At 70.4% G+C, this 21,907-nt stretch carries 24 protein-coding genes and 1 tRNA gene; 2 read left to right on the top strand and 23 right to left on the bottom strand.

Annotated elements, in window-relative coordinates; genetic code table 11:
* Positions 1-55 precede the first annotated feature (55 nt).
* From ACZ6K0_RS06765 to ACZ6K0_RS06700, 14 genes are all read right to left on the bottom strand, one after another.
* Positions 56-1,303 carry a serine hydroxymethyltransferase gene (locus ACZ6K0_RS06765; RefSeq protein WP_376400041.1) on the bottom strand — a complete coding sequence of 416 codons (1,248 nt, stop codon included), beginning with the start codon at positions 1,301-1,303 and terminating at the stop codon, positions 56-58.
* 118 nt (positions 1,304-1,421) lie between these two features.
* The gene (locus tag ACZ6K0_RS06760; protein WP_376400044.1) at positions 1,422-2,069 is read right to left on the bottom strand and encodes an arsenate reductase/protein-tyrosine-phosphatase family protein; all 648 of its coding nucleotides are present in this window, start codon (positions 2,067-2,069) and stop codon (positions 1,422-1,424) included.
* Positions 2,066-2,713 (bottom strand): L-threonylcarbamoyladenylate synthase, encoded by a 648-nt coding sequence (locus tag ACZ6K0_RS06755; RefSeq protein WP_024761921.1) that lies wholly within the window; start codon positions 2,711-2,713, stop codon positions 2,066-2,068. The genes ACZ6K0_RS06760 and ACZ6K0_RS06755 overlap by 4 nt, the downstream gene beginning before the upstream one ends.
* Before the next feature lie 49 nt (positions 2,714-2,762).
* Positions 2,763-3,608 carry a peptide chain release factor N(5)-glutamine methyltransferase gene (gene prmC / locus ACZ6K0_RS06750; RefSeq protein ID WP_024761922.1) on the bottom strand — a complete coding sequence of 282 codons (846 nt, stop codon included), beginning with the start codon at positions 3,606-3,608 and terminating at the stop codon, positions 2,763-2,765.
* 37 nt (positions 3,609-3,645) lie between these two features.
* On the bottom strand, positions 3,646-4,722 hold the full coding sequence (gene prfA / locus ACZ6K0_RS06745) for a peptide chain release factor 1 (RefSeq protein WP_376400048.1): 1,077 nt from the start codon (positions 4,720-4,722) through the stop codon (positions 3,646-3,648).
* A 93-nt stretch (positions 4,723-4,815) separates the two neighbouring features.
* Positions 4,816-5,034: a 50S ribosomal protein L31 gene (rpmE, locus tag ACZ6K0_RS06740; RefSeq protein ID WP_376400051.1), complete on the bottom strand. Its 219-nt coding sequence runs from the start codon at positions 5,032-5,034 to the stop codon at positions 4,816-4,818.
* 222 nt (positions 5,035-5,256) lie between these two features.
* Positions 5,257-6,354, bottom strand: coding sequence for an LCP family protein (locus ACZ6K0_RS06735; RefSeq protein ID WP_469227622.1), 1,098 nt, complete (start codon positions 6,352-6,354; stop codon positions 5,257-5,259).
* 206 nt (positions 6,355-6,560) lie between these two features.
* Positions 6,561-8,645: a transcription termination factor Rho gene (gene rho, locus ACZ6K0_RS06730; protein WP_469227623.1), complete on the bottom strand. Its 2,085-nt coding sequence runs from the start codon at positions 8,643-8,645 to the stop codon at positions 6,561-6,563.
* A 429-nt stretch (positions 8,646-9,074) separates the two neighbouring features.
* A complete protein-coding gene (gene thrB, locus ACZ6K0_RS06725; protein WP_376400060.1) occupies positions 9,075-9,992 on the bottom strand; it encodes a homoserine kinase in 918 nt (305 codons plus the stop codon).
* 295 nt (positions 9,993-10,287) lie between these two features.
* The gene (thrC, locus tag ACZ6K0_RS06720) at positions 10,288-11,358 is read right to left on the bottom strand and encodes a threonine synthase (RefSeq protein WP_376400063.1); all 1,071 of its coding nucleotides are present in this window, start codon (positions 11,356-11,358) and stop codon (positions 10,288-10,290) included.
* Between the two features lie 7 nt (positions 11,359-11,365).
* Positions 11,366-12,664: a homoserine dehydrogenase gene (locus ACZ6K0_RS06715; protein ID WP_469228003.1), complete on the bottom strand. Its 1,299-nt coding sequence runs from the start codon at positions 12,662-12,664 to the stop codon at positions 11,366-11,368.
* Between the two features lie 150 nt (positions 12,665-12,814).
* Positions 12,815-14,206, bottom strand: a complete 1,392-nt coding sequence (lysA, locus tag ACZ6K0_RS06710; protein WP_469227624.1) for a diaminopimelate decarboxylase — start codon at positions 14,204-14,206, stop codon at positions 12,815-12,817.
* Between the two features lie 18 nt (positions 14,207-14,224).
* On the bottom strand, positions 14,225-15,196 hold the full coding sequence (gene nrtL / locus ACZ6K0_RS06705) for an ArgS-related anticodon-binding protein NrtL (protein ID WP_469227625.1): 972 nt from the start codon (positions 15,194-15,196) through the stop codon (positions 14,225-14,227).
* A gap of 80 nt (positions 15,197-15,276) precedes the next feature.
* A complete protein-coding gene (locus tag ACZ6K0_RS06700) occupies positions 15,277-15,771 on the bottom strand; it encodes a response regulator (protein ID WP_376400072.1) in 495 nt (164 codons plus the stop codon).
* Between the two features lie 160 nt (positions 15,772-15,931).
* On the opposite strand from ACZ6K0_RS06700, the gene ACZ6K0_RS06695 reads away from it, so the two are divergent.
* Positions 15,932-16,003 (top strand) — tRNA-Arg (locus tag ACZ6K0_RS06695).
* A gap of 515 nt (positions 16,004-16,518) precedes the next feature.
* Positions 16,519-17,040 carry a hypothetical protein gene (locus ACZ6K0_RS06690; protein ID WP_469227626.1) on the top strand — a complete coding sequence of 174 codons (522 nt, stop codon included), beginning with the start codon at positions 16,519-16,521 and terminating at the stop codon, positions 17,038-17,040.
* Between the two features lie 126 nt (positions 17,041-17,166).
* Here the strand turns inward: ACZ6K0_RS06690 and ACZ6K0_RS06685 are convergent, their stop codons facing one another.
* The 9 genes from ACZ6K0_RS06685 to ACZ6K0_RS06645 all read right to left on the bottom strand — a co-directional run bounded on the left by ACZ6K0_RS06685 (position 17,167) and on the right by ACZ6K0_RS06645 (position 21,893).
* Positions 17,167-18,540 carry a tyrosine-type recombinase/integrase gene (locus tag ACZ6K0_RS06685; protein ID WP_469227627.1) on the bottom strand — a complete coding sequence of 458 codons (1,374 nt, stop codon included), beginning with the start codon at positions 18,538-18,540 and terminating at the stop codon, positions 17,167-17,169.
* A complete protein-coding gene (locus ACZ6K0_RS06680; protein ID WP_056568115.1) occupies positions 18,537-18,707 on the bottom strand; it encodes a helix-turn-helix transcriptional regulator in 171 nt (56 codons plus the stop codon). The genes ACZ6K0_RS06685 and ACZ6K0_RS06680 overlap by 4 nt, the downstream gene beginning before the upstream one ends.
* Before the next feature lie 11 nt (positions 18,708-18,718).
* Positions 18,719-20,122, bottom strand: coding sequence for a replication initiator protein RepSA (gene repSA, locus ACZ6K0_RS06675; RefSeq protein WP_469228005.1), 1,404 nt, complete (start codon positions 20,120-20,122; stop codon positions 18,719-18,721).
* 5 nt (positions 20,123-20,127) lie between these two features.
* Positions 20,128-20,310 carry a hypothetical protein gene (locus ACZ6K0_RS06670; protein ID WP_469227628.1) on the bottom strand — a complete coding sequence of 61 codons (183 nt, stop codon included), beginning with the start codon at positions 20,308-20,310 and terminating at the stop codon, positions 20,128-20,130.
* A gap of 95 nt (positions 20,311-20,405) precedes the next feature.
* The gene (locus tag ACZ6K0_RS06665) at positions 20,406-20,954 is read right to left on the bottom strand and encodes a GGDEF domain-containing protein (protein ID WP_469227629.1); all 549 of its coding nucleotides are present in this window, start codon (positions 20,952-20,954) and stop codon (positions 20,406-20,408) included.
* A gap of 4 nt (positions 20,955-20,958) precedes the next feature.
* The gene (locus ACZ6K0_RS06660; protein WP_469227630.1) at positions 20,959-21,198 is read right to left on the bottom strand and encodes a hypothetical protein; all 240 of its coding nucleotides are present in this window, start codon (positions 21,196-21,198) and stop codon (positions 20,959-20,961) included.
* Between the two features lies 1 nt (position 21,199).
* A complete protein-coding gene (locus ACZ6K0_RS06655; protein WP_469227631.1) occupies positions 21,200-21,517 on the bottom strand; it encodes a SpdD-like protein in 318 nt (105 codons plus the stop codon).
* An 11-nt stretch (positions 21,518-21,528) separates the two neighbouring features.
* The gene (locus ACZ6K0_RS06650; protein ID WP_469227632.1) at positions 21,529-21,684 is read right to left on the bottom strand and encodes a hypothetical protein; all 156 of its coding nucleotides are present in this window, start codon (positions 21,682-21,684) and stop codon (positions 21,529-21,531) included.
* Between the two features lie 20 nt (positions 21,685-21,704).
* Complete coding sequence (locus ACZ6K0_RS06645; RefSeq protein WP_469227633.1) at positions 21,705-21,893, bottom strand: mobile element transfer protein; 189 nt, start codon at positions 21,891-21,893, stop codon at positions 21,705-21,707.
* Positions 21,894-21,907: the final 14 nt, after the last annotated feature.

Here is a 21,907-nt window from a genome sequence, read left to right as displayed (position 1 = left end):
CATCCATGTGCTTGGAGACACGCGGGCCCCCCGAACGGTTGCGCTCGGGTCCTACTCAGCGACCATACGGGGGAAAACGCCCGGTCAGAGCACGTACTTCCGCCCTGACGCGGGCGGTCTCGGCCGGATCATCACGCAGCGCGGCGGTGAACAGTGCGGCAATTCTCGCCATCTCCGGGGCGCCCATGCCCTGGGTGGTGACGGCGGCCGTGCCGAGCCGGATGCCCCGCCCCTCCCCGTACGGCAGCGCGCAGGTGTCGAGCACCATGCCGGCGGCGGCGAGACGGGCGCGGGCCGTGCGGCCGTCGATGCCGAGGGGCGCGGGGTCGGCGGTGATGAGGTGGGTGTCGGTCCCGCCGGTGGTGAGCGCGAAGCCCTCGGCGGCGAGCGCGGCGGCGAGGACCTGCGCGTGTTCCACCACCTGATGGGCGTACGTGGCGAACGCCGGAGTGGACGCCTCGCCGAACGCCACCGCCTTGGCCGCGATCGTGTGCATCTGGGCGCCGCCCTGGGTGAACGGGAACACCGCCCGGTCGATCCGGTCCGCGAGCTCGGCACCGCACAGCACCATCCCGCCGCGCGGTCCGCGCAGGACCTTGTGCGTGGTCGCGCAGACGACGTCGGCGTACGGGACGGGGCTGGGGGCCGCTCCCCCGGCGACCAGGCCGATGGGATGGGCCGCGTCGGCGATCAGATACGCGCCGACCTCGTCGGCGATCTCGCGGAAGATGCCGTAGTCGAGGTGGCGGGGGTACGAGATGGAGCCGCAGACGATCGCCTTGGGGCGGTGGTGCCGGGCGAGGGCGGCGACCTGCTCGTAGTCGACGAGGCCGGTCTCGGCGTCGACGCCGTACGGGACGAAGTCGAACCAGCGGCCGGAGAAGTTGGCGGGTGACCCGTGCGTGAGGTGCCCGCCGTGCTCCAGGCCCATGGCGAGGACGGTGTCCCCGGGCCTCAGGAGGGCCGCGTAGGCCGCCAGGACGGCCGAGGAGCCGGAGTGCGCCTGGACGTTCGCGTGATCGGCTCCGAAGAGCGCGGTGGCCCGTTCCACGGCGATCCGCTCGGCGGCGTCGGCGTACTCGCAGCCGCCGTGGTGCCGGGCGCCGGGATAGCCCTCGGCGTACTTGTTGGCGAGCGGGGAACCGAGGGCGGCGAGGACGGCGGACGAGGTGAAGTTCTCGGCCGCGATCAGCTGCAGACTGTCGCTCTGCCGCCGCTCCTCGCCGAGCAGCACGTCGGCGATCTCCGGGTCCTGCCGGCGCAGGACGTCGAGATCCTCATCGGGGGGCGCGGTGACCGGCATGCCACCAATGTAGGCACGCACCCCCGACACCGCGCGGCGACAGCGCCCGACACGACCGCGGCACCCCGCACGCACTCCGTCAGTCGCGCGCCGAGACGCATCTCAAGGCCGTCAGACGTCAGTCGCGCGCCGAGACGCCCGTCAGTGCGGTCACCACCGGTTCGAGCGCCTGGTTGATCTCGTCGCCGATCGAGCGGAAGAAGGTGATGGGGGCGCCGTACGGGTCGTTGACCTCGTCCGCGTCCACCGAGGGGGCGAGGAGCCACCCGCGTAGAGCGGCGGCCGCGCGGACCAGGGCTCGGGCGCGTTCGACCATGCCCTCGTCGCGCGGGTCCGGGAGCGTGGCGGGGTCGATCGCGCGGACGAGGCGGGTGAACTCCTTCAGGGTGAAGGTGCGCAGGCCCGCCGAGTGGCCCATCGAGATGACCTGTGCGCGGTGGTCGCGGGTCGCCGTGAGGACCAGGTCCGCGCGGATGACGTGCTCGTCGAGGAGCTCGCGGCCCACGAAGCCGCTGTAGTCCGCGCCGAAGTCGGCGAGGACCAGTTCGGCGTTGGCCTCCATGGGGGCGCCCTCGTGGCCCCAGGTGCCCGCGCTCTCCACGATCAGGCCGCCGCCGAGAGGGTCGCCGAGGCGGTCGCACAGGGCATGGCGGGTCAGCCGCTCGGTGATCGGCGAGCGGCAGACGTTGCCGGTGCTGACGTGGAGGATGCGGAAGGTGCTGCTGTCGTCGAACCCCGCTATGCCACGCCCCTCAGGGGCGGTCAATGTGCCACCTCGAGGTCGGGTACGACCTTCCGGAGCTCCTCCGGGGACAGCGCGCCCTCGCGCAGCAGCACCGGCACCTTGCCCGTGACGTCGACGATGGAGGACGGGACGATGCCGGGCGTCGGGCCGCCGTCGAGGTAGACGGAGACGGAGTCCCCCAGCATCTGCTGGGCCGCGTCGCAGTCCTCCGGGGACGGGTGGCCCGTCAGGTTGGCCGAGGAGACGGCCATCGGGCCGACCTCGGTGAGCAGCTCGATGGCGACCGGGTGCAGCGGCATGCGGATGGCGACGGTGCCCCGGGTGTCGCCGAGGTCCCACTGGAGGGACGGCTGGTGCTTGGCGACGAGGGTCAGCGCGCCGGGCCAGAAGGCGTCGACGAGCTCCCAGGCGTGCTCGGAGAAGTCCGTGACCAGGCCGTGGAGGGTGTTCGGGGAGCCGATGAGCACGGGCGTGGGCATGTTGCGGCCCCGGCCCTTGGCGGCCAGCAGGTCCGCGACGGCCTCGCTGCTGAAGGCGTCCGCCCCGATCCCGTACACGGTGTCGGTGGGCAGCACGACCAGCTCGCCCCGACGGACGGCGGACGCGGCCTCGCGCAGACCGGTCACACGATCGGTGGCCTCGTTGCAGTCGTATCGCCGTGCCATCAGTTCCCGGCCTCCTCGTACACGTGCTTGGTCATGGCGGTCATGCCGGTCATGGCATGGCCTTGCGGGCGGTCGCGAAGCGCGGCCGGTTGTTCAGGTCCGGGTGGTCGGCGGCGTCGGCCCAGCCGGCCTCTTCGTTGAAGATCCACGGCACCTGCCCGCCCTGGGTGTCCGCGTGCTCGATGACGACGAGGCCGCCCGGGCGCAGCAGCCGGTGGGCGGTGCGCTCGATGCCGCGGATGGTGTCGAGGCCGTCCTCGCCGGAGAAGAGGGCCATCTCCGGGTCGTGGTCACGGGCCTCGGGTGCCACGTACTCCCACTCGGTGAGCGGGATGTACGGCGGGTTGGAGATGACCAGGTCGACCTGGCCGTCCAGCTCCGGGAGCGCGGTCAGCGCGTTGCCCTGGTGGACGGTGACGCGGGAGCCCTCGGCGTTCTTCCGGGTCCAGACGAGGGCGTCGTCGGAGAGCTCCACCGCGTGCACGCGCGAGCGCGGGACCTCCTGCGCCATGGCTAGGGCGATGGCCCCGGAGCCGGTACAGAGGTCGACGATGAGCGGTTCGACGACGTCCATGGCGCGTACGGCGTCTATGGCCCAGCCGACGACCGACTCGGTCTCGGGGCGGGGCACGAAGACGCCGGGCCCCACCTGGAGCTCCAGGTAGCGGAAGAACGCCCGGCCGGTGATGTGCTGGAGCGGCTCGCGGGCCTCGCGGCGGGCGATCGTCTCCCAGTAGCGGGCGTCGAAGTCCGCGTCCTTGACGTTGTGCAGCTCCCCCCGCTTGACGCCGTGCACGAACGCGGCGAGCTCCTCCGCGTCGAAACGCGGTGAGGGCACGCCGGCGTCGGCCAGCCGCTGGGTGGCCTGGGCCACCTCGGCAAGCAGCAGGTTCACGCTGGTCCTCCGTGGTGCGGGGTGGGGCTTACGGAACTTACGCCGCGGCCAGCTTGGCGGCCGAGTCGGCGTCGACGCACGCCTGGATCATCGGGTCCAGATCGCCGTCGAGCACCTGGTCCAAGTTGTACGCCTTGAAGCCGACGCGGTGGTCCGAGATGCGGTTCTCCGGGAAGTTGTACGTCCGGATCTTCTCGGAGCGGTCGACGGTACGGACCTGGCTGCGACGGGCGTCGGCGGCCTTGGACTCGGCCTCCTCCTGCGCGGCGGCGAGGAGCCGGGAGCGCAGGATGCGCATGGCCTGCTCCTTGTTCTGGAGCTGGCTCTTCTCGTTCTGGCAGGAGGCGACGATGCCGGTCGGCAGGTGGGTGATGCGGACGGCGGAGTCGGTGGTGTTGACCGACTGGCCGCCGGGGCCCGACGAGCGGTAGACGTCGATGCGCAGGTCGTTGGCGACGATCTCGACCTCGACCTCCTCGGCCTCGGGCGTGACGAGCACGCCGGCGGCGGAGGTGTGGATGCGGCCGGCCGACTCGGTGGCGGGGACGCGCTGCACGCGGTGGACGCCGCCCTCGTACTTGAGGCGGGCCCAGACGCCCTGGCCGGGCTCGGTGGCGCCGTTGCCGCCCTTGGTCTTCACGGCGACCTGGACGTCCTTGTAGCCGCCCAGCTCGGACTCGGTGGCGTCGATGATCTCGGTCTTCCAGCCGACGCGCTCGGCGTACCGGAGGTACATGCGGAGCAGGTCGCCGGCGAAGAGGGCGGACTCGTCGCCGCCCGCGCCCGCCTTGATCTCCAGGATGACGTCCTTGTCGTCGCTGGGGTCGCGCGGGACGAGGAGCAGGCGGAGCTTGTCGGTGAGCTCCTCCCGCTGCTTCTCCAGCAGCTTGACCTCGGCGGCGAAGTCGGGGTCGTCGTGTGCGAACTCCCGGGCGGTCTCGATGTCGTCACCGGTCTGCTTCCAGGAGCGGTAGGTGGCGATGATCGGGGTCAGCTCGGCATAGCGCTTGTTCAGCTTGCGCGCGTTCGCCTGATCGGCGTGGACCGAAGGGTCCGCGAGCTTGGTCTCCAGGTCGGCGTGCTCGCCGACCAGTTCCTCGACCGCCTCGAACATCGGGGGCTCCTGGTTTTCGTCAGTTCTACGGGACGGCAAAGCGCCGGTCCCGGCCACCCGCGCGGGGCGACCGTGGACCGGCGCAGGGGCTCGCTACTTGGCGGCAGCAGCCTTGCCGAAGCGGGCCTCGAAGCGGGCCACGCGGCCGCCGGTGTCGAGGATCTTCTGCTTGCCCGTGTAGAACGGGTGGCACTCGGAGCAGACCTCGGCACGGATGGTGCCGTCGGTCAGGGTGCTACGGGTGGTGAACGACGCGCCACAGGTGCAGCTGACCTGGGTCTCGACGTACTGGGGGTGAATCTCGCGCTTCAAGGTGTCTCCTAGTTTCGGGAGGGCTCCGGGTCGCCTCCGCGGATTGCGGAAGACGTGAACCGGGGCCGACGTACCAGTCTGCCAGGACCGGCCGCATCTCCCCAAACCGGGGTCCGGCCGAAAGTATTCCCCCGGCCTGTCACCGACCCTCCCCCGGCCGTCCCCCGGCCGTCCCCCGACCGTCCCCGGCCGTCCCCGGTCGTCGTCGGCTGCCCGGAGGGGCTACTTCACGACGCCGTCGGCCTTGCCCGTGGCGGCGTCCTTCGTCGCCGACGCGGGGATCGGCCTGTCGGTCTTGAGGGCCGTCCAGACCTGCTGGGACTGGGCCTCCAGCGGGACGACGCGGTTGGGGTCGGCGGGGTCGTACTCGACCGGCAGCGTGACCATGTGGACGTTCTGGGGGCTGATGCCGGAGAGGCCCTTGGCGAAGCCCATCAGCTCCTGGACCGAGTCGAGCTCGGAGTCCGGGGTGACGGCCTTGGTGGCCGCGTCGGCGAGGTCGAGGAGCTTCGCCGGGTTGGTGAGGACGCCGACGTCCTTGACCTGGTCGATGAAGGCCTTCATGAAGGCCTGCTGGAGCTGGATGCGGCCGAGGTCGCTGCCGTCGCCGACGCTCTTGCGGGTGCGGACGAGGCCGAGGGACTGCTCGCCGTCGAGGGTGTGGGTGCCCGGGGCGAGGTCGAGGTGGCTCTTGGAGTCCTGGATCGGCTGGGTGGTGGTGATCTCCACGCCGCCGAGTTCGTCGATGAGCTTCTTGAAGCCGGTGAAGTCGACCTCGATGTAGTGGTCCATGCGGATGCCGGACATCGCCTCGACGGTCTTGACGGCGCAGGCCGGGCCGCCGACCTCGTACGCCGTGTTGAACATCGCGCGCTGCTCGCCGGGGACGGAGGTGCCCTTCCCGTCGGTGCACCGCGGCCGGTCGACGAGGGTGTCGCGGGGGATGGACACCACGCTGGCCTTCTTGTGGCCCTCGGAGACGTGGACGACCATCGCGGTGTCGGAGCGGGCACCGCCCTCGTCCTTGCCGTACGTGGCGTTGTCGCCGGAGCGGGAGTCGGAGCCGAGGACGAGGATGTCCATCGAGCCGTTGTCGACGTCGTCGGGGCGCTCGGCGCCGAGCTGGGCGTTGATGTCGACGCCCTTGATGTTGCCGTCGAGCTTGACGTACACGTACCCCAGACCGGCCCCGCCCAGGACGAGGACCGCTGCGGCCCCCGACAGGAGGATCGTGAGGCGGCGTCGGCCCTTCGCGGGCGGCTTGCGGCGGCGGCCGCTTCCCGCGCCGGGTATTCGGCCGCTGTTGTTCTGCTCGGTCATCGTCTTCCCTCAGGCCCTCGGTTCACCATGTGTGACGGCGAAGCACCCAAAAGGGTTGCATGCGGACCTGTGAGGTTTCGCTGAGCAACGCACTGCGCCCACCGTGCGGGGCACGGTGGGCGCAGTGGTTTACGCAGGTCACGACTGGGTTACGAGATCGAAGTCCCGCTCCGGTCGCGCGACCGTCGTGTGACGCAGGTCACACGTCAGTCGTCGTTCTTGCCGCCAGGCGTCGTCTTCTGGATCTGGAGCAGGAACTCGCCGTTCGACTTCGTCTGCTTCATCTTGTCGAGAAGCAGCTCGATCGCCTGCTGCTGGTCGAGCGCGTGCAGCACACGGCGCAGCTTCCAGGTGACGGCGAGCTCGTCGGCGCCGAGCAGGATCTCTTCCTTACGGGTGCCGGACGCGTCGACGTCCACCGCCGGGAAGATGCGCTTGTCGGCGAGCTTCCGGTCGAGCTTGAGCTCCATGTTGCCGGTGCCCTTGAACTCCTCGAAGATCACCTCGTCCATGCGCGAACCGGTGTCGACCAGCGCGGTGGCGAGGATGGTCAGCGAGCCGCCGTCCTCGATGTTGCGCGCGGCACCGAAGAAGCGCTTCGGCGGGTAGAGCGCGGTCGAGTCGACACCACCGGACAGGATGCGGCCGGAGGCCGGCGCCGCGAGGTTGTACGCGCGGCCCAGGCGGGTGATCGAGTCGAGCAGGACGACGACGTCGTGACCCAGCTCCACGAGACGCTTGGCGCGCTCGATGGCCAGCTCGGCGACGGTCGTGTGGTCCTCGGCCGGACGGTCGAAGGTCGAGGAGATGACCTCGCCCTTGACCGACCGCTGCATGTCGGTGACCTCTTCCGGACGCTCGTCGACCAGGACGACCATCAGGTGGCACTCGGGGTTGTTGTGCGTGATCGCGTTGGCGATCGCCTGCATGATCATGGTCTTGCCGGTCTTCGGCGGGGCCACGATCAGACCGCGCTGGCCCTTGCCGATCGGCGACACGAGGTCGATGATCCGCGTGGTCAGCACGCCCGGGTCGGTCTCCAGACGGAGCCGGTCCTGCGGGTAGAGCGGGGTCAGCTTGTTGAACTCCGGGCGGCCGCGGCCGGAGTCGGCGGCCATGCCGTTCGCGGAGTCCAGGCGGACCAGCGCGTTGAACTTCTCGCGGCGCTCGCCGTCCTTCGGCTGACGCACGGCACCGGTGACGTGGTCACCCTTGCGCAGGCCGTTCTTGCGGACCTGGGCGAGGGAGACGTACACGTCGTTCGGGCCGGGCAGGTAGCCGGAGGTCCGGATGAACGCGTAGTTGTCGAGGATGTCGAGGATGCCCGCGACGGGGATCAGGACGTCGTCGTCGGAGACCTGCGGCTCGCCGGCCTGGAAGTCGTCACGGCCACGACGGCCACGACGGTCGCGGTAGCGACCGCGACGGCCACGACGGCCGCCCGCCTCGTCGTCGTAGTCGTCCTGCGGGCCGGCCTGCTGGCCACCCTGCTGACCCTGACCCTGGCTCTGGCCCTGACCCTGACCCTGGCCCTGGCCCTGCTGGCCCTGACCCTGGCCGCCCTGGCGCTGACGCTGACCGCCCTGGCCACCGCCCTGCTGCTCGTCGCCCTTGCCGCGCTCGCGCTGACGGTCACGGCGGTCACGGCGCTCGCCGCGCTCCCCGCGCTCGCCGCGGTCACGGCGGCCACGGCCCTCGGCGCCGTCGACGGCACCCTCGGCCTTGGCGTCGGCCTGCGCGTCGGTCTTGACCTCGGTACGGGTCTCGGCGCGGGCCTCGGTCTTGACGACCTGCGCGGCCTCGGCCTTGGCCTCGCCCTCCGGCGAACCGGCGGGGGCGGTGGCGCGACGACGACGGCGCTCACCGGCCGGCTGGTCGTCGCTGGCCGGCTGACCCGGGATGTCGATCTGCTGCTGGGCGACGGCCTTCTCGGCCTTCTCGACCTTGGGCGCGGCGGCCTCGGCAGCGGTGTCGCCCGTACGGGCCTTGGAGGTGGCGCGGCGCTTCGGCTTGGTCTCGACGGCCTCGGCGGTCTTGGCGGGGGCGGCGGAACCGCCACCGGCCTGCGCCTCCTTGATGACCTCGATCAGCTGGCTCTTGCGCATCCGCGCAGTGCCCCTGATGCCGAGGCCGGACGCGACCTGCTGCAGCTCGGCCAGGACCATGCCGTCGAGGCCGGTGCCGGAGCGGCGGCGCCGTGCGGTGCCGCCGGTGGCAGCACCTGCGGCGGGCGCGGCGGTGTCGACACTGTTGTCGGCAGTCACGCCCATCAGATCGGTGGTGTCGCTCACGAAGGGTCCTTCCCTGGAGCGGACGTCGGCCATCTGGCTCGGCGACCGGTTGTGCTGTCCGGCAGGGTCCTGGCTTGTGGACCGTGTCCGGGGCGGTGGTCCCGCCGGGTACGGCGGAGAGAGAAACGTGCTGTGGGTCCGGCCCGAGCGCCCCCTGCTCGGCCCTCACTGCGAAAGAGCGAGGGGTGTCGTGCCGGTTCCGGAGCGTGCTCGAAACTGCTCAGGCAGGCTGCTCAGGCAGTTGGGGAGGCTCCCGGAAGAATCGGTGGTCCCTGATGGGGACACTCAGCACCGCGCCACAAAGGCGCCGGGTGCTGACTTGAGGTTAACACTACCGGCTCCGACAAACATTCCCCCTCTCCCTCACCGGCAATCTCGTGTCCGGAGCAGTGCGGGGACGCTGCCCGGCGCCCCCGCGCCGCCGTGCCCCTAGGGCGCCAGCGGCAGCACGCTCGCTCCGGACGCGTCGAGGTCGAGCCGGTTCGCGGCCCAGCCCTCGCCCGCCAGTCGGGCGACCTTGTCGGCCGTCCCGTGTTCGGCCAGCGCGAGCACCGTGGGGCCCGCGCCGGAGATGACCGCGGGGACGCCGTCCGCGCGCAGTCGGTTCACAAGGGCGATGCTCTCCGGCATCGCGGGGGCCCGGTACTCCTGGTGCAGCCGGTCCTCGGTGGCCGAGAGCAGCAGCTCGGGGCGACGGGTCAGGGCCTCGACGAGGAGGGCGGCGCGCCCGGCGTTGGCCGCGGCGTCCACGTGCGGGACGGTGCGGGGCAGAAGTCCGCGGGCGGTCTCGGTCAGTACCGCCTTCCCGGGGACGAAAACCACCGGAACGATGGAATCCGAGGGATCCATCCTGATCGCCCGCGCGGCGCCGGACTCGGTCCAGGCGAGCGTGAAGCCGCCGAGCAGACAGGCGGCGACGTTGTCGGGGTGCCCCTCGATCTCGGTGGCCAGTTCGAGCAGGGCCGCCTCGTCGAGCTTGGCGTCCCCGCCTATGGTCACGGCGCGGGCGGCGACGATGCCGGCGCAGATGGCGGCGGAGGAGGAGCCGAGGCCGCGGCCGTGCGGGATGCGGTTGGCGCAGACGACCTCAAGACCGCGCGGCTGTCCGCCGAGCAGGTCGAAGGCCGTGCGCAGGGAACGTACGAGCAGGTGGCTCTCGTCGCGCGGGAGGGTCTCCGCACCCTCGCCGGCGATGTCGACGTGCAGCCCCGAGTCGGCTACCCGGACGACGACGTCGTCGTAGAGGCCCAGCGACAGGCCGAAGGCATCGAAGCCCGGGCCGAGATTGGCGCTGGTGGCGGGGACGCGCACCCGTACGGCGGCGGCGCGGAACGCTGGACCGGCCATCGCTCGATGACTCTCCTTGATTGCGACAACAGGTGGTTCACACAACAGGCTTGGCTTGAGAGGTACTCGGGGACCCGGGGGCCGTTTCGGCCACGAAGGCGACAACGGCAACAACACCGCGCATATGCGTCGGGGCGGGTTCGGTACAGCCTATCGAAGGAAGGTTCTGTGGCGACATAGGGCGCACAGGAGGCGCACGATGCGTGTCGCGGGCCAACCTGTGCGCCTATGTACGTTCCTGATCGGGTTTCGATCAGCGCTTCACCCCGCGCGAGGGCGGGGTGAAGCGGTGGGATCAGGCCAGGCCGAGACGCTCGGCGGCGGCCGCGGCGTCGACGGGGACGGTGACGGGCTGCGGCGCGCCGGCCACGGCCCAGTCGGGGTCCTTCAGGCCGTTGCCCGTGACGGTGCAGACGATCGTCTGGCCCGGGTCGACCTTGCCCTGCTCGGCGGCCTTCAGGAGACCGGCGACCGAGGCGGCCGACGCGGGCTCGACGAAGACGCCCTCCTGGGCGGCCAACAGGCGGTAGGCGCGCAGGATCTCACGGTCCGTCACCTCGTCGATGAAGCCGCCCGACTCGTCGCGCGCGGCGATCGCGTAGTCCCACGAGGCCGGGTTGCCGATGCGGATCGCGGTGGCGATCGTCGACGGGTCCTTGACGATCTCGCCGCGCACGAGCGGCGCGGAACCGGAGGCCTGGAAGCCCCACATGCGCGGCCGGTGGGTGGACATGGCGTCGGCGGCGTACTCGGTGTACCCCTTCCAGTACGCCGTGATGTTGCCGGCGTTGCCCACGGGCAGGACGTGGATGTCGGGGGCGTCGCCCAGCATGTCCACGATCTCGAACGCGGCGGTCTTCTGACCCTCGATGCGCACCGGGTTGACCGAATTGACCAGCGCCACCGGGTAGTTCTCGGAGAGGCTGCGGGCCAGCGTCAGGCAGTCGTCGAAGTTGCCGTCGACCTGGAGGATCTTCGCGCCGTGGATGAGCGCCTGGCCCATCTTGCCGAGCGCGATCTTGCCCTGGGGCACGAGGACGGCCGACACCATGCCGGCCCGTACCGCGTAGGCGGCGGCCGAGGCGGAGGTGTTGCCGGTGGACGCGCAGATGACGGCCTGCGCGCCCTCCTCCTTGGCCTTGGTGATGGCCATGGTCATGCCCCGGTCCTTGAAGGAGCCGGTGGGGTTGGCGCCCTCGACCTTGAGGTGCACCTCGCAGCCCGTGCGCTCGGAGAGGACCTGAGCGGGGACGAGCGGCGTGCCGCCCTCACGGAGCGTGACGACGGGCGTCGTGTCCGTGACCGGAAGGCGGTCCCGGTACTCCTCGATGATGCCGCGCCACTGGTGGGTGCCCTTGCTGGTCATGGGTCCTTTACTCCCCTTCAACACGCATGATGCTGGCGACACCGCGTACGGTGTCGAGCTTGCGCAGCGCCTCGACGGTCCCGGAGAGGGCGGCGTCGGGCGCGCGGTGGGTGACGACGACGAGAGAGGCCTCGCCGTCTCCGTCCTGTCGACCGTGCTGGCGCACCGTATCGATGGATACGCCGTGCTCGGCGAAGACCGTCGCGACCTGGGCGAGGACGCCCGGCTTGTCGGCCACGTCGAGGCTGATGTGGTACCGCGTCACCACGTCGCCCATGGGGCTCACGGGCAGCTGGGTGTACGCGGACTCGCCGGGGCCGTTGGCCTCGTTGAGCTTGTTGCGGCACACGGCGACGAGGTCGCCGAGGACGGCCGAGGCCGTCGGGGCGCCGCCGGCGCCGGGGCCGTAGAACATGAGCTGCCCGGCGGCGTCGGCCTCGACGAAGACGGCGTTGTACGCCTCGCGGACGGAGGCGAGCGGGTGGCTCAGCGGGATCATCGCGGGGTGCACGCGCGCGGTGACGGACTCGCCGTCGGCGGCCCGCTCGCAGATCGCGAGCAGCTTGATGGTGCAGCCCATCTGCTTCGCCGAGGCGAAGTCGGCGGCGGTGACCTCGGTCATGCCCTCGCGGTAGACGTCGTCGAGGCGCACGCGCGTGTGGAAGGCGATCCCGGCGAGGATGGCGGCCTTGGCGGCGGCGTCGAAGCCCTCGACGTCGGCGGTCGGGTCGGCCTCGGCGTACCCGAGGGCGGTGGCCTCGTCGAGCGCCTCGGAGTATCCGGCGCCGGAGTTGTCCATCTTGTCGAGGATGAAGTTCGTCGTGCCGTTGACGATGCCCATCACACGGTTGATCTTGTCGCCGGCGAGGGACTCGCGGAGCGGCCGGATCAGCGGGATGGCGCCGGCGACGGCGGCCTCGTAGTACAGGTCCTGGCCGTGCTGCTGGGCGGCGGCGTAGAGCGTCGCGCCGTCCTGCGCGAGGAGCGCCTTGTTCGCGGAGACCACGGAGGCGCCGTGCTCGAACGCGGTGGTGATGAGGGTGCGGGCCGGCTCGATCCCGCCGATGACCTCGACGACGACGTCGATGTCGCCCCGTTTGACGAGGGCGGTCGCGTCGGTGGTGATCAGCTCGGCCGGGACGCCCCCGCGGACCTTGTCCGGGCGGCGGACGGCCACGCCGGCGAGCTCGACCGGGGCGCCGATGCGCGCGGCGAGGTCGTCGGCGTGCGTCGTCATGATGCGCGCCACCTCTGAGCCGACCACTCCACAGCCCAGCAGCGCCACCTTCAGCGGACGCGTACGCATCATCCGACCTCTTTCTCGTACTTCTGCTTCGTATTTCTACGTTCGTATTTCTACGGTGGGACCAGTCTCACTCACCGGACGGGGGTTTCCGCCCCCTGTCCGGATCCTGAGACATCTATTTCATCACTCGGTTATGACTCGACTATTTCATCACCCGACGTCGAGGCGCAGGAGATCTTCCTCCGTCTCGCGCCGGACGATCACCCGCGCCTCGCCGTCACGGACGGCGACGACGGGCGGCCGGAGGGCGTGGTTGTAGTTGCTGGCCATGGAGCGGCAGTACGCGCCGGTGGCGGGCACCGCGATGAGGTCGCCGGGGGCCAGGTCGGCGGGGAGGAAGGCGTCCCGTACGACGATGTCACCGCTCTCGCAGTGCTTGCCGACGACGCGGGAGAGCATCGGCTCGGCGTCGCTGGTCCGCGAGACGAGGCTGACGCTGTACTCGGCGTCGTACAGGGCGGTGCGGATGTTGTCCGACATGCCGCCGTCGACGCTCACGTACGTCCGCAGCCCTTCGAGGGGCTTGACGGTGCCGACCCGGTAGAGCGTGAAGGCGGTCGGCCCGACGATGGCGCGCCCCGGCTCGACGGAGATGCGGGGCGTGGCGAGACCGGCGGCCTCGCACTCCCGCGTCACGATCTCGCCGAGCGCCTTGGCGATCTCGTGCGGCTCGCGCGGGTCGTCGTCGGAGGTGTACGCGATGCCGAGGCCGCCGCCGAGGTCGATCTCGGGCAGCTCGATCCCGTGCTCGTCCCGCACCTCGGCGAGCAGCTGCACGACGCGGCGGGCGGACACCTCGAAGCCGGCCATGTCGAAGATCTGCGACCCGATGTGCGAGTGGATCCCGATGAGCTCGAGCCCGTCGAGCTTCAGCGCGCGGCGCACGGCCTCGGCGGCCTGCCCGCCGGCGAGCGCGATGCCGAACTTCTGGTCCTCGTGCGCGGTGGCGATGAACTCGTGCGTGTGGGCCTCGACGCCGACGGTGACGCGGATCTGCACGCGCTGCCGCTTGCCCAGCGACTGGGCGATGTGCGCGACCCGGACGATCTCCTGGAAGGAGTCGAGCACGATCCGTCCGACGCCGGCCTCGACGGCCGTGCGGATCTCGTCCTCGCTCTTGTTGTTGCCGTGGAAGGCGATGCGCTCGGCGGGCATGCCGGCGGACAGCGCGGTGGTCAGCTCGCCCCCCGAACACACATCGAGATTCAGCCCCTCCTCCTTCAGCCACCGCACGATGGCCCGGGAGAGGAACGCCTTACCGGCGTAGAACACGTCGGCGTCCTTGCCGAAGGCCTCGGCCCAGGCGCGGCAGCGGGCGCGGAAGTCGGTCTCGTCGAGGAAGTAGGCGGGCGTGCCGAACTCCTCGGCGAGCGCGTCGACACCGATCCCGCCGACGGTGGCGACCCCCCGCTCGTCCCTCGCGACGGTCCGGGCCCACACCTTCGGGTCGAGGACGTTGAGGTCGGCGGGCGGCGCGGAGTAGTGCCCCTCGGTGAGGACGTCTGCGTGGCGGGGGCCTGCGGGGTGGGCGGAACGGCTCATGTCTGCTCTTCTGCTCTTTCAGATCCGGTCGGGTGCGCTGATGCCGAGCACGGAGAGGCCACCGGCGAGCACCGTCCCGGCGGCTTCGGCGAGCGCCAGCCGGGAGCGGTGGGCGGCCGAGGGTTTCTCGTCGCCGAGCGGCAGGACGGTGTGCTGGAACGCGAGCAGCGCGTCGGCGGTGGCTTCCAGGTGCCGGGCGAGCCGGTCGGGGGCGCGGTGGCGGGCGGCGGCGAGGAGGACGACGGGATGGTCGCCGAGGACGGAGAGAAGCTCAGGTCCTCCGGGAGCGTCAACGGGAACCTCGGCCACGGGACTGACACCGAGCTGCTCCCCGTTGACGAGCAGCCTCCGCACCCGGGAGTACGCGTATCGGACCCGGAAGAGGGAGTTGCGCTCGTGCTGGGCGAGGAGGGGCGTCCCGTCGAGGGGCCGGTCGTGCGGCGCGGCCCGCAGGAGGGCCCATCGAGCGGCGTCGCGCCCGAGCCTGTCCTCTTCGTACGTCCCGGGCTGTACGTACACCCGCTCGCTGCCGCCGCCCCCGGCCTCGGCCCCCTGGGAACGCAGCAGGCGCACCACGACGTCGGTCACGAGAACGGCCCGCGACTCCGTCACCTCGGCGAAGCTGACGGTGGTGCCGGAGAGGGAGGTGCCGTGCCCGTACACGAGCCCCTCACGGAGAACCGTCCGGACGAGATCACTCCCCGCGTCGCTCCGGAGGGTGAAGTTCAGAAACCCGGGCCCGGTGATCTCGACACCGCTGAGCCCGGGTGCGTCACGGAGGCGTTCCTCGATGATTCCGGCGACCTCGCGGGCGCTGCGTCCGGCGGACCTGGCAAGGGTGAGGGCGACGTTGCTGGCGTACTCCCCGGCGCCGCCGGGCCGGGCCCGCTCGACCTTGACCCGCGGGGGCACCTCGACCCGCAGCGCACCGTCGTCGACCGCACGGCGCACGGCGTGCAGCACGGTGAGGGAGAGGTCCGCGGGGGTCACGGGGCAAGCCTAGGGGAGGAGGGGGGTACGAGCGCGAACCGGTTTCGCCATGCGGGCACCCGGTCCGTCCCACTCGCTCCTCACAGAGCGCCGGGCGCACTCCCGGCGCGCCGGGATTCCTCTCGGATTTCGTCCCGCCCCTCCCCTGCGGGCGGCTCCTCTCCCCCGTCCTGCCCGGTGGCCTCCCGACGCTCCCGGCGCTCGTGGTGCATCAACTGACGCACGACACGGACGAGCTCGGAGGGCTCGAAAGGCTTGGCAAGAAAGGCGTCGACACCGGCACCGCCCCCACCGGCCACGTCGTGCTCGCCGCAGGCACTGATGATCGCCACCGGCAGATGTCTGGTCCGCGGATCGGCCCGCAGCCGCTCGGCCGTCTTGATCCCGTCCAAGCGGGGCATGACGACATCCAGGGTGACGACATCAGGACAGACCTGATGTACGACATCCAGACACTCGGCACCATCGGCCGCGGTCACGACCTCGAACCCCTCGAGTTCGAGATTGACCCTGATCAACTGCCGGATCACCTTGTTGTCGTCGACAACGAGCACCCGACCGGACACGCCTGACACACGAATGAGAGTAGGACGCCCCGAGGGGCTGCGTCCGGGTTTTGCCCACTTCCGACCCGTGCGAGGGACCCAGCCCCTGGTGACACCACGGAAATACCTGTTCACAGGCACGCCCAACGAGCTGGTAGTGTTCAACCCGTCGCCGCCGAACGCGGCGGACGCCCCCGTAGCTCAGGGGATAGAGCAACGGCCTCCGGAGCCGTGTGCGCAGGTTCGAATCCTGCCGGGGGCACTTCGCAGGAAGTGCCACACAGACCCCGTGATCAGCGGAAACGCTGAGCGCGGGGTCTTGTTGTATGTGCAGCCGCATGTCGCCCTGAGCCGCCGTATGTCGGGGTCTGTGGACGAGGCGTGGACGGGATCTTGGGGCATCGCCGCAGGTGAGCGCCAGCGGAAGCGGTGCCTACAGGGGCAGCCGCCAGCGCGGAGAGGAACGCCACTCGCCCTCACGAACTGCACTCCTGCCGATCGGCGTCTGGCTATACGCGCTCAGAAGTACCTGGGTGGCGACCACTTCGAGCTCATCACGTCTGCGGCAGCTCCACGCCAAGCTCACTACCCCACGACTCGACTGAGTCGAGGTCCCTCTCTCACGTCCGCGCGGTCCGGAGCGTGCCTTTCAATTCGCGACTCGACTCGCTCCACGGGATACACATCCACACACGAGCGCCTGTACACGCGTGAGTTCTCGTGAGTAGGCTTGAGTCAGCAAGCACAGCCTGGAGTATGCGTGAGAGAGAAGGATCAATGCGCCTGATCGATGGCACTCCACAGGAGATCGCTGAGTTCCTTCGGCTCACCGGCACGGACGAGGACAGTGACTCAGGGGCACCCGCCGAGGTCGCCACCGAGACACCGGTCGATGCGCTGGAGTGGGCCCAGATCAGCGATCTAGTCAGTGGTCGAGCCCGCAGCGCAGATGTCGCCAAGCGAGTGCTGGACTTCTTGCGAGGGGTGGTTGACCTCGGCGATGTCGAGATCGGTCCAGGCGCGTCCGAGCGCACTCCGGACGGTCTCACTGACTACGTGATGGTGCACGACGCCGGCATCCGGCGCTACGGGGCTGTGGCATACGTCAAGCCGCGAAGCGGTGGCCTGACGTTGCGCTTGACCAGGGAGGACGTGAGCGATCTCAACGAGTCGCACGTCAGCTACCGCAATGTCCGACCGGGGCACCAGTACGTCGTGAACTGCCCACTTCGCGACGACGATTCTGTTAAGGCAGCGCTGAAGCTGGTGCAGCTGGCTCTGGCGAAGGTCCGCAAGTAGGCGAAGAGATCAAGCCCCACGACTTACCGCGAGCGTTTGAGGGCCATTCGTCCATCGGCCCGCGCACAATGCACAACGGCGAGGCCCCTGGGATATCTCCAGGGGCCTCAGGCACATCCAGTGACCTCACTCGTACTCGCGGAGCAGGTCCTCGATGCGGCGGTTGGCGACGTCCTGACGCCCGTCGAGGCACTTCGCGTAGCGGGTCAGCAGGACCTCCACGCTGTTGCCAGCACGCTCGGCCACCTCGGTCGGGTCGACACCGGCATTGAGCCAGGTCGACAGCGCCGAATGCCGAAGGTCGTACGGCCGACTCGCGAGAGGCGAGGCGGCGACGGCCGGCGGAAGCGCGAGGAGCCGGGCTTCCTGCCAGACGCGGTAGTAGGTCGAGGAGGGAACTACCGATCCCTTCTCGCTGAAGAACAGGCGCCCGTCGTCGGCTGTGCCGAACGTGCCCAGATGATCACGGAGAACGGCAACCAGGTGAGGCGGGATGGGCACACGCCGAACGTCCTCGGTCGGTCGGTTCTTCAGCCCGCGGTCGTCGTGGGTCTCCCCCGAATCCGTCCATTGCTTGCCGACTGACGGCCGGGTCCGATGCAGGAGTGCCGAGCCCCAGCCCTGCTCGGGAAGGACGAGGTCCGTCTCGACCAGGCCAACGGCTTCTGCCGGGCGAAGGCCGCCGAAGTACATCGCGGCGAAGAGGCCGACCAATCGACGACCGCGAGCCCGCCGATACCCACCGACGTAGGAAGCAGCCGTCAGCAGATCGCGAGCCTGCTCCGGGTTGGCGACGACGCGGGGATCGACCTGGTTGGACACCTTCGGCTTCTGCCAGCGGACAGCCGTGATCGGGTTCTCCCGCAGCTCCCCCAGGTCCACGGCGTAGTTCGCTGCATTCACGAGGGTCCGACGCTTGCGCCGTACGGTTTCCGCAGCAGCCGCGGTCCCGTCGAGCTTGAGTTTCAGGGCATCAAGCACCGCACGAGCCGTAGCAGGCTCAGCAAGATCAGCGAGTGGCCGAGAAGCCTTGGATACCCAGTGAAGGACGTTCCGCACGTCGTCCGGCACTTCTCGCTCAGCGGGCCCCGGAATCACGAAGGCCCAGTTGCGCAGTGCTCTACGGATCAACTGGTCGGTCGGGCGTCCGGGGCGGTCATCAAGGAGTTCCACCGTGACGCTGGTAAGCGATTCATTTATGCCGTCTCGCGTATTCGGGGCGGCATGAGGCCACTTCATCGCCAGGTACCTGAGGGCGAAGTCGTACCACGATACGGCTGACTTCTTCACCTCCATCGAGGCAGGCAGACCAGACTCCGTATCGAACTCTTCGCCATCCCGCATCGCTCGCATGAGCTTCGTGCGGTAGTGATCTGCGAGCGCCTTGGTACGGAACGACTCAGACGAGACGTTGCCCGCCACAGACCAGCGGACACCGTACGAGGGAGTCTTGGTGTCGCGCTTCCGGACGCTCCAGACCTTCACATCGAGCGACTTCACGCAGCCGTCTCCAGTCCGCGGAGCCAGGTGTCGAAGTCACTCCGCCACACTCGAAGCTCTCCGTTGGGAAGCTTGAAAGCAGCCGGCCCATGCCCCAACTCCCGCCAGCGGTAGAACGTACGCCGCGACACCCCGCCCAGGGCCGCGAGGATCTGCGGCACGGTCATCAGTTCGTCCTTCACAGCAGTTCATCCCCCTGGGCTTCGAGTTCGGCGCGGATCTCTCGGGCGTGTTCGCGGTTGTGTTGGATGTCGCGGCGGATGTTGGCGGCGAGCCAGGACTCGCCGGGGGTGGAGCCGTGGCCGGCGTAGGCCCAGTGGGCGACGACGAGGACGGTGGACTCGGGGTGTTCGTCGGGGTCGGGCAGGCCGAGTGCGGTGCGTTGTTGGGCGGCGCGGTAGTCGGCGCGGACCTGGCGTAAGGCGCCGAGGGTGGTGGAGTAGCGGCGGGATTTGGTGGAGAAGTGGCCGCGGAAGCCGAGCATGTGAGCCCACGCGCGGAGCCGTCGATTGGGGTAGGCCGGATCGAGGTCCATGCAGGCTTCCATGAGGCGCCGGGGGTGGTCGGGGACGTCGAGGAGGATCAGGGCCTCCTTGTTGCCCACCGGCTGGTCCACGGCACCGGTGGTCTCGGCGGCCTTGGTGGCGTACTTGGCGACGTAAGCGGCGACGGCCTCCTCCGTCAGCTCCTCCCCGTCTCCGAAGGCGCCGATGGGCTGGATGTCGAGCTGGGTGCCCCACTGGAGAACCCAGTCGTTGACGAAGCCGTATTCCTCGTTGGCGGGGACGACGACGCGGACGCGGGCGGCGGCGGCGCGGATGGCGTCGGTGAGGAGGTCGAGGGTGGCCCAGTGCGGGGGCGGGGTGTGGGGTCCGGTGGGTCCGTCGAAGCGGATGACGGCGTGGAAGTGGACGGCGCCGCGCTTCTGGTACTCGGCGACCTTGCCGAAGGAGACGCGGGACTGTTCGCGGGCGGCTTTCTGTGTGAGGCCGGCGCGGGCGGCGATCTCGCGGCGGAGGTAGATCGTGAAGTAGCGCCATAGCTCGGAGGCGTGGTTGTTCCACAGCACCGCGCCCGCGTAGTCGTACGCGTACGGGTCGAGCGGGATGCCCAGCTCCGGGGCATCCTCGGGGTGGCGGGTGCCGCAGCGGCAGGGGCGGTTGTCGGGCCGGTTGTGGACGGGGCCGAAGGACGGGGCGGTGAGGGTGGCGAAGACGCGGGGGTGTTCGCGGATGGTCTCCGGGGTGCCTTTGTCGGGGTTGCCGACGAGTCCGGCGCGGATGAGGTGGTAGGTGTCGCCTGCGTAGGTCCAGGCGCAGGCGGGGCAGCGGGAGGCGCGGCGGTTGCCGCAGGCGACGCGCAGGACGCCCCCGGGTTCGGCGTCGGTGTTGTAGGCGTGGAGCAGGGTCTTGGTGACCGGGTCGAGGGTCTTGGTGCCGCCGGTGAGGCGGATGGGGGCGGTGCATCCTCCGGTGCGGCGGATCTGTTCGGTGAGGCGGTCGAAGCCGGGAGACCCGGCCATCCGGAGCAGGTCGCTCAGGGTGGCCGGGTCCAGGCCCGCCTGGAGGGCGGCGTGGGTCAAAGCAGTCACTTCCCCGCGCGGGCGAAAAAGGCCGGGGCGGTACGGGTGCCGGTGCCCTTGCAGGCCGGGCAGTTGGCGGCGAGGGTGCGGCGCTGTCCGTCCTGGGTGGTCGTCCCCGTGGCGATGTGGACGGTGGCGAAGCCGTCGCAGTCGCGGCAGACGCGCACGGTCGGGGTGGTCTGGGACATGATGAGTGCTCCCTTTCGGGTCCGTTGAATCTGGAGTGGGGTTCAGGCGCCCGGGGCGGCGGAAGTTTGGCGACCGAGGCCGCCCCGGGGGCCGCTCAGCGTGTGTTGCGCCTGCCGTGGCCCTTGGCCGCGTACATCGACGCGTCAGCGGCCGAAAGGGCGTCGGTCAGGAGCGGGACCGGCAGTTGGTCGCGGTGGCAGTGGCCGACCGACGCGGAGACCCGCAGGGTTCGGCAGTTGTGCGTGACCGGCTCGGCCAGTGCGGCCCGAAGGGCGAAGAGGCCGGCGGTGTGGGCGGGGTCGGTGACGATGGCGGCGAACTCGTCCCCGCCAAGTCGGGCGGCGACCCCGTGGCGTCCGCACCAATCGGCCAGGCGTGCCGCGGTGGTGGTGAGGACGGTGTCTCCGGCCGCGTGGCCGTGGGTGTCGTTGACGGCCTTGAAGTCGTCCAGGTCGACCAGGACCACGAGCGCACCCGGGTGCTTGCTGATGAGGTGCTCGGCGCGGGTGGTCCATCCGGCGCGGGTGTGCAGGCCGGTGAGGGGGTCACGGCGGGCGGTGGCCAGGCGGCGCAGGAGGAGTCCGCCGTGCAGGGCCCAGCCGAGGGCCGGTAACCCGGCGGCGGCAAGGGTCTGGGTGTCCATGGGGTCACCGGCCCTTGCGACGGTTACGGATGGGCTTGATGGGCGGGATGGCGTCGTAGGCGTCGCGGCCCTGCTGGAAGGAGGCCCGGTCGGTGTCGCTGACGTGGGTGGAGCCGAGTTGGCGGGTGATGCGACCAAGGGCCTTGCGGTCGCCGTGGCGTTTGGCGATGGCGTACTCGCGTCCCAGCTCCGCCATCTCCTGACTGGCCGGGGTGCCGTTGGACTTGCGGCTGAACAGACCCATGTCAGTGCTTCCTTTCCTGGTTCATCAGGGACTTGAGGACCACCGCGCACACCGCGACGGAGACACCGGTGATGGCGACCGCGAGGAGCATCGAGACCAGGACGGCGCCGACGACCAGGACGACCGCGCCACTGCCGGCGGCGAGGGCGAGCGCGCTGCCCGGGGTCAGCTGGACCGAGGTGGCGCGGGCCGGGGCGGTCGGCACCGGGGCCTGGGCCGGGGCGGTCGGCTCGATGTCGGCCGCGGTGGGGGTGGGCTGGATGAGCGGGGTGGCGATGCCGGTCGGGAGCGGGTTGACCGGGATGTGCGGTCGGAGCATGGCGGGTCTCCCTACTTGGTGATCGGGTCGATGATGGGAGTGAGGAGGCTGTCGGCGAGGAGGTAGCCGCCGAGGAGGAGGACGGCGACGAGCCACCAGGGCGGGCGGATGAGCTTGATGCCGAGGCCGCCGACGACGATCAGGGCGAGCCAGAGCGGAACGTCCATGACGCGGATCTCCTATGTGGTTAGCGGGGGTTGCAGCGGTGGGTGCTGGCGGCGAGTTCCGCGGCGGCGCGGGTGTTGTAGTCGGCGGAGAAGTCGCAGCCAGGGGCCGTGCACACGGCGGTGTGCTTGGTCCGGCCCCGGCCGTCGTGGTGGGTGCCGATCTGAACCGGGCCGATCTTGATCACGTGGTGGAAGCGGTTGGGGCGCACGGGTCTTACCTCCT

The sequence above is a fragment of the Streptomyces sp. NPDC042346 genome (assembly GCF_055581845.1).
The sequence above is the reverse complement of the archived record's forward strand: the minus strand, read 5'-3'. Positions and strand labels throughout refer to the sequence as shown.

Excerpts from the sequence above, each read along its gene's own strand:
- ACZ6K0_RS06765 (WP_376400041.1), bottom strand. The coding sequence starts at position 1,303 with ATGCCGGTCACCGCGCCCCCCGATGAGGATCTCGACGTCCTGCGCCGG.
- ACZ6K0_RS06755 (WP_024761921.1), bottom strand. The coding sequence starts at position 2,713 with ATGGCACGGCGATACGACTGCAACGAGGCCACCGATCGTGTGACCGGT.
- prfA (WP_376400048.1), bottom strand. The coding sequence starts at position 4,722 with ATGTTCGAGGCGGTCGAGGAACTGGTCGGCGAGCACGCCGACCTGGAG.
- ACZ6K0_RS06735 (WP_469227622.1), bottom strand. The coding sequence starts at position 6,354 with ATGACCGAGCAGAACAACAGCGGCCGAATACCCGGCGCGGGAAGCGGC.
- thrB (WP_376400060.1), bottom strand. The coding sequence starts at position 9,992 with ATGGCCGGTCCAGCGTTCCGCGCCGCCGCCGTACGGGTGCGCGTCCCC.
- thrC (WP_376400063.1), bottom strand. The coding sequence starts at position 11,358 with ATGACCAGCAAGGGCACCCACCAGTGGCGCGGCATCATCGAGGAGTAC.
- ACZ6K0_RS06715 (WP_469228003.1), bottom strand. The coding sequence starts at position 12,664 with ATGCGTACGCGTCCGCTGAAGGTGGCGCTGCTGGGCTGTGGAGTGGTC.
- lysA (WP_469227624.1), bottom strand. The coding sequence starts at position 14,206 with ATGAGCCGTTCCGCCCACCCCGCAGGCCCCCGCCACGCAGACGTCCTC.
- ACZ6K0_RS06690 (WP_469227626.1), top strand. The coding sequence starts at position 16,519 with ATGCGCCTGATCGATGGCACTCCACAGGAGATCGCTGAGTTCCTTCGG.
- ACZ6K0_RS06680 (WP_056568115.1), bottom strand. The coding sequence starts at position 18,707 with ATGACCGTGCCGCAGATCCTCGCGGCCCTGGGCGGGGTGTCGCGGCGT.
- ACZ6K0_RS06670 (WP_469227628.1), bottom strand. The coding sequence starts at position 20,310 with ATGTCCCAGACCACCCCGACCGTGCGCGTCTGCCGCGACTGCGACGGC.
- ACZ6K0_RS06665 (WP_469227629.1), bottom strand. The coding sequence starts at position 20,954 with ATGGACACCCAGACCCTTGCCGCCGCCGGGTTACCGGCCCTCGGCTGG.
- ACZ6K0_RS06660 (WP_469227630.1), bottom strand. The coding sequence starts at position 21,198 with ATGGGTCTGTTCAGCCGCAAGTCCAACGGCACCCCGGCCAGTCAGGAG.
- ACZ6K0_RS06655 (WP_469227631.1), bottom strand. The coding sequence starts at position 21,517 with ATGCTCCGACCGCACATCCCGGTCAACCCGCTCCCGACCGGCATCGCC.
- ACZ6K0_RS06650 (WP_469227632.1), bottom strand. The coding sequence starts at position 21,684 with ATGGACGTTCCGCTCTGGCTCGCCCTGATCGTCGTCGGCGGCCTCGGC.